This is a genomic window from Streptomyces sp. WAC05292, assembly GCF_003949955.1.
GTDB classification, from domain to species: Bacteria; Actinomycetota; Actinomycetes; order Streptomycetales; family Streptomycetaceae; genus Streptomyces; species Streptomyces globosus.
On the sequence record NZ_RPSE01000429.1, the window covers coordinates 1 to 5,105 of the forward strand.

The 5,105-nt window shown below is 74.1% G+C and carries 4 protein-coding genes; all 4 read right to left on the bottom strand.

Annotated elements, in window-relative coordinates:
- Positions 1–19: 19 nt before the first annotated feature.
- Entirely contained in the window at positions 20–820 is an 801-nt protein-coding gene (locus EF903_RS28485; RefSeq protein WP_125547892.1) for a hypothetical protein, read from the bottom strand.
- A 149-nt stretch (positions 821–969) separates the two neighbouring features.
- The gene (locus tag EF903_RS28490; protein ID WP_125547893.1) at positions 970–1,923 is read right to left on the bottom strand and encodes a hypothetical protein; all 954 of its coding nucleotides are present in this window, start codon (positions 1,921–1,923) and stop codon (positions 970–972) included.
- Positions 1,923–3,191: an MFS transporter gene (locus EF903_RS28495; RefSeq protein ID WP_125547894.1), complete on the bottom strand. Its 1,269-nt coding sequence runs from the start codon at positions 3,189–3,191 to the stop codon at positions 1,923–1,925. The genes EF903_RS28490 and EF903_RS28495 overlap by 1 nt, the downstream gene beginning before the upstream one ends.
- A 52-nt stretch (positions 3,192–3,243) precedes the next feature.
- Positions 3,244–5,031 carry an RICIN domain-containing protein gene (locus tag EF903_RS28500; RefSeq protein WP_125547895.1) on the bottom strand — a complete coding sequence of 596 codons (1,788 nt, stop codon included), beginning with the start codon at positions 5,029–5,031 and terminating at the stop codon, positions 3,244–3,246.
- Between the last annotated feature and the right edge of the window lie 74 nt (positions 5,032–5,105).

Here is a 5,105-nt window from a genome sequence, read left to right on the forward strand (position 1 = left end):
CGGTGAGGCCGAGGGGGGCCTACCGCCGGAAGCCGCGTCCGGGGTCCCTCGTGTGCCGGTCGTCGAACGGGGTGAACCAGGCCGCTCGGCAGCGGGTGCCCGCGCCCGCGGCCGGGGCCGTCATCGGTGCGGGGCGGGGGTGCTGCACGCCGGTGCACGCGGCGGGGCAGGGCAGCGGAGCGTCCCGGTGCCCGACCAGCAGGCGGGAGTGGCCGTAGTCGTCCTCGTGCTCCGGGAGCGCGTGGTGCTCGGCCTCGTCGCGGAGGACCTCCAGGTGCATGGGGGCGTCCTCGACGGCCAGCTGAAGGGCCGTCTCCTCGGCCGTGCAGGTGGGGGTCGGCCGGTGCCCGTCGGCCAGGTCGCCGGCCAGGTCGTCGAAGGCGCGTGCCATCCGCCGCCGCCACAGGCCGTCCGCCGCCCACGTGTGCGGGGGCAGCCGGTGGAAGACCTCCAGCGCGGCGGAGTCGGCATCGGGCAGGAAGCGGTCCGCCAGGTGGAGCGCGTCGTCGTAGGCCTGGTCCGCGAGGACGACCAGCGCCGTGTGGAGAAGGTGGGCGGTGCGGGGCGTCAGCCCCCAGCCGCCCGCCCGGTGGTCCTCCGCGCTCCACGGCCGGGCCCGACGGGCGAAGAGCGCGGCGAAGTCCGGCGTACCGCCACCCGCCGCAGGTCTGCGCCGCCACTCCCGCGGCCGGCCGGGCGCGGGTGAAAGCCGCGCCGCGGCGGGCGGCGGGAAGAGGAGCGCCGTCTGGTGCGCGCTCTCGAAGGGCGGCAGGGGGTGGACGGCCAGGGCCGGGGCGGCGGTGCGCGGGTAACGGTGCATGCTCGGGGGCGTTCCTCACGGGACGGCCTGCCGGGGGCGAGGCCTGGACGGGTGCGTTCGTGTGCGGCGAGCGAGCGGGCAGGCGGGCAGCGACCGCGGCGGCGCGGCCGCGACGCCCGCCGCCCGGTGGACGGCGAGGGGCGCGGACGTCAGCGCACGGCCGTGGCCACCGTCGGGGAGCTGCCCTCGACCAGCTTGACCGGCTCCCCGGATCCGTCGGCCGGCACCGTGTAGACGAAGGGCTTGCCGTGGTCGGCCCTGCCGTAGGCGACGGTGCCGTTGTCCAGCCAGGCGGCCTGGTCGTCGACGCCTGCCGGTGCGGCGAGCGGCGTGTCGGCGCCCGTCCCCAGGTCCAGCACGTGGAGTTGCCAGTGGTCGCCCACCTTCTTCTTGTACGCGATGCGCTGTTCGTCGGGCGACAGCGACGGGCACTCCACGTTCGTGCGCAGCGCCCGCAGCTCGCGGGTGGAGAGGTCGCCCCGCACGAGGTGGGTGCGCCCGTTCGCCGCCATGGTCGCGTAGAAGGTCCGGTCGTCGCCGGCGAAGGTGACGCCCCAGAAGTTCATGTCCTGCGACTGGGAGCGCTCGCCGTCGACGAAGACGGCGAAGTCCTCCAGGGATCCGTAGTGGCTGCCGTCGCGCAGGTCGTAGATGCCGGCCGTGGTGGAGAACTGCCCGGAGGCGGCGTACGAGTCACCGGAGCGGAAGACCGTCCAGGCGACCAGGTGGCCGGAGGGGGAGACCCGCGCCCTGCTCGGGTTGCCCCACACGGGCAGGGTCACCTCCGGCTCCGCCTTCCCCGAGCGGTAGACGCGCACTTCCGAGGAGAACGGGCCGGGAAGCCCCTGCAGGCAGACCAGGGTTCCGGCGGCGACCGCGGCCCGGCGGCAGTCCGGCCCGGTGGCGAGCTCCTTGCCGTCCCGGGTGGTCTGGCGCACCCGGTGGCCCTTGGCGTCCACGGTGACGAGCGTGCCCGGTGCGCCGAGCCGCAGCTCCCCGGTGCTGGTGTCGGCTGCGGCGCCCCGCCAGGCGACGGTGACCGCGGCGGAGCCGAGCAGGGCGACGACGAGGGCGGTTGCGCCCGCGGTGCGGATGGCGTTCATCAGGCCTTCCCGGGTCGGTGGATCAGGGCGGCGGCGGCGACCACGGCCAGGAACGTGCAGCCGAACAGGCCGAAGGCGGTGCCGAGGCCGCCGAACGCGGCGGCGGCGCCGAAGGCGAGCGCGCCGGCGGCCCGGGCGAGGGACTGCGCGGTCTGCACGACGGCGAGGCCGGTCGTACGTGCCGCCGGGGGGATGAGCGGGGCGACGTACGCCATCAGGACGCCGTCGGTGGCGGCGTAGAAGAGGCCGTACAGGCAGAGGACGACGGCGGTGGCCGCCCAGCCGGTGAACGGGGCCAGCCAGAGGAACATGTACGCGGCGAGCGCCGACAGGTGGCCGCCGAGGAACAGCGGCCACCGGCCGATGCGGTCGGCGAGGACGCCCACCGGCACCGCGGCCGTCATGAACACGAGGGCCGTGCCGATGGGCAGGAGCGGCAGGGCCTGGGCCGGCACGTCCAGGCGGTGCTGCAGGCCCACGTAGAACGACATGTCGCCGACGGTGAGCAGGCCCAGCAGCGCCGCCGCCAGGGTGCAGCGCCGCAGGGCCGGGGTGCGCAGGCAGGCGAGGCGTCCGCGCAGGCCGAGACCGCGTTCGCGGGGCGCGGGGGCCGGGCCGCGGCGGACGAATGCCACGATGACCACGACCCCGGCGGCGGCGAGGCAGAAGCTGACCAGGAACGCCGTGTCGTACCCGCCGGGTACGGCGAGGAGCACGGCGAAGGCGATCAGCGGCCCGAGGAGGGCCCCGCAGGTGTCCATCGCCCGGTGGACCCCGAAGGCCCGGCCCAGGTCTTCCTCGGGCACCGCGGCGGTGATCAGTGCGTCGCGGGGCGCGGTACGGATGCCCTTGCCGATGCGGTCGGCCGCCACCAGCGCGCCGACCGCCGGAGCCGACCCCACCGCGGGGAAGAGGAGTTTGGTGAGGGCGGAGAGCGCGTATCCGGAGGTGGCGACGGCCTTGGAGCGCCCGAACCGGTCGGCGGCGTACCCGCCGCCGATCCGGAACAGGGCGGTGGCGCCGGTGTGGAGGCCGTCCAGGGCGCCGAGTTGCAGGTAGCCGATGCCCAGGCCGTACATCAGGTACATCGGCAGGATCGCCGTGACCATCTCCGCCGAAGCGTCCGTGACGAGGCTGACCAGTCCGAGGGCGACGACGGCGGCGGGAACCCGCGCTCTCGCGGTGCCCCCGGGGGGCGGGGACCCCCCGGGGGTCCTGGCCGCGGCGTCGCGGCTCGGGTCGGTGGCTCTGGCCTGTGACAGGTACATCGGGACGCTCCGGCGGAGGAGGGGTCAGGGCGGGGTGGGACTGCGGCGGGCGTCAGGTGGCCGTGTTGAACCTCCACTGCTGGCTGCTGCGCCCGTCACAGGTGTTCTGGACGATGCGGGCGCCGTCCGAGGTCGAGCCGCCCGAGACGTCGAGGCACTTGCCGCTGTGCTGCGCGGCCGCCGCGAGCCCGCCTCCGGAAGCGGTGATCCTCCATTTCTGCTCCGCTGCCGAGCCGCAGGCGCGCTGCTGGACCGCTGCCCCGTCACTGGTGGACCCGGGGGCGGCCGAGACGCACAGGCCGCTGTTCTTCACCTTGAGCTGGTAGGTGCCGTCGGTGTTCCGGGTGGCGGTGAACTTCTGGTTGCTGTAGTTGCCGGCGGTCCACTGCACCAGCTGGGCGCCCTCGGTCGTCTTGCCGGGGTTGTCCAGCGCCTTCCCGGACTTGGCGTTGACCAGCTGGTACGTCGCCCCGGACTGCACCGGGCCCTCGGGGCCCGGCGTGGGCGAGGCCGTCGAGGTCGGCGTCGGCGTGGGGGTGGGGGTGGGGCCCGGGTTGTCGCCCTTCGCGTGGCAGGTCCCGCTGACCGAGTCGGTGAAGGTGCGGCCGGCGACCGGCTTGAAGGAGAACGAGTAGCCGGTGGAGGTCAGGTCGAACTGCCCGACACCGTAGGTGTTGTTGTTGAACACCTCGGACGGCCCGGCCGAGGTGCTGCGGCTGCTGTAGAGGGCCCGCCCGCCGGTGCCGATCACGAACGACCGTATGCCGTTGGCGGTGTCCCTCGTCCCGTTGGACAGGGCGGGTGCGAACCGCTCGTAGTGGTGGTCGTGGCCCCAGACCGCCACGTCCGCCTTGAAGTCGGTCAGCGCCTTCATCAGGGGCGCCGTGCCACTGCTGTCGCCGTGGTCGCCGGAGGAGAAGCGGGCGTGGTGCCAGTAGGCCATCGTGCACGGCTTCGTGCTGGCCGCGAGGTCGGCGCGCAGCCACCTCTCCTGTGCGCTGCCGGCGCCCGAGCTGATGTTGGAGTTCAGCGACACCAGGTGCCAGTCGCCGACGTCCACGCTGTAGTAGCCCTTGTCGCGGTCGCCGGTCTGGACGCCCTTGCCCTGGTAGTAGTCGAAGTAGCCCTGTGCACCCGATGTCTTGTACTCGTGGTTGCCGGGGGAGGGGTGGACGATCGAGTTGAACTTGCCCCAGTTCTTGTCGTAGGCGCCGTTGAACTCGGACAGCTTGCCGGAGTCGTAGGCGTTGTCCCCGGCGGTGATCACGGCCGCGGGGGCCATGGTGCTCACCAGGGGGGCGGTCTGGTTGCAGGCGTCGCCGCAGATGTCGCCGACCGCCGCGACCCTGACGGAGGCATTGGCCAGCGCCTCCTTGCCGGACTGGTAGCCGGTGATGGAGTAGCGGCTGCCGGTCTGGGACAGCTTCGGCGTGACCGTCACGCACCCGCCGTTGAACGCGCGGGTGAAGAACTCCTTGCCGGTGGCGTGTGTGGAGTCCAGCGTGTACGTGTCCCCGGAGGAGCCGGCGAGGGTGACCGTGTCGCTGCCGCGGAGCGTCAGCTCCGCGAAGCGCAGCCTCATCCAGCCGGCGCCGTCGGCGCACACCCGGCGCTCGCCGGCCGACGCCGCCTGCGAGGCGTCGCCGCTGGCGTTCGCGGTGCCGAGCTCGGCCCCGGGCTGCGCCAGCTGCGCCACGGCCGTGCCGGCGGCTGCGGGCGCGGCCGAAGGCTGGCCGGCGGAGGCGTTGACCATGAAGCCGCCGGCGATGAGCGCGCCGATCGACGTCGCGATCAGCAGGTTCCTTCCGTGATGCCGCTGTGTCGGTTCCGGTTCTTGCATGTCTGCTCCCTGAAGGGTCGGGGGGAGAGGGGACCGGCCGGTCCACCGGCGACCGCGCTTGGGGGTGCGGGTGG

What these genes read in the sequence shown, in the direction of transcription:
- EF903_RS28485 (WP_125547892.1), bottom strand. Translation starts at nt 820, where the DNA reads ATGCACCGTTACCCGCGCACCGCCGCCCCGGCCCTGGCCGTCCACCCC.
- EF903_RS28490 (WP_125547893.1), bottom strand. Translation starts at nt 1,923, where the DNA reads ATGAACGCCATCCGCACCGCGGGCGCAACCGCCCTCGTCGTCGCCCTG.
- EF903_RS28495 (WP_125547894.1), bottom strand. Translation starts at nt 3,191, where the DNA reads ATGTACCTGTCACAGGCCAGAGCCACCGACCCGAGCCGCGACGCCGCG.
- EF903_RS28500 (WP_125547895.1), bottom strand. Translation starts at nt 5,031, where the DNA reads ATGCAAGAACCGGAACCGACACAGCGGCATCACGGAAGGAACCTGCTG.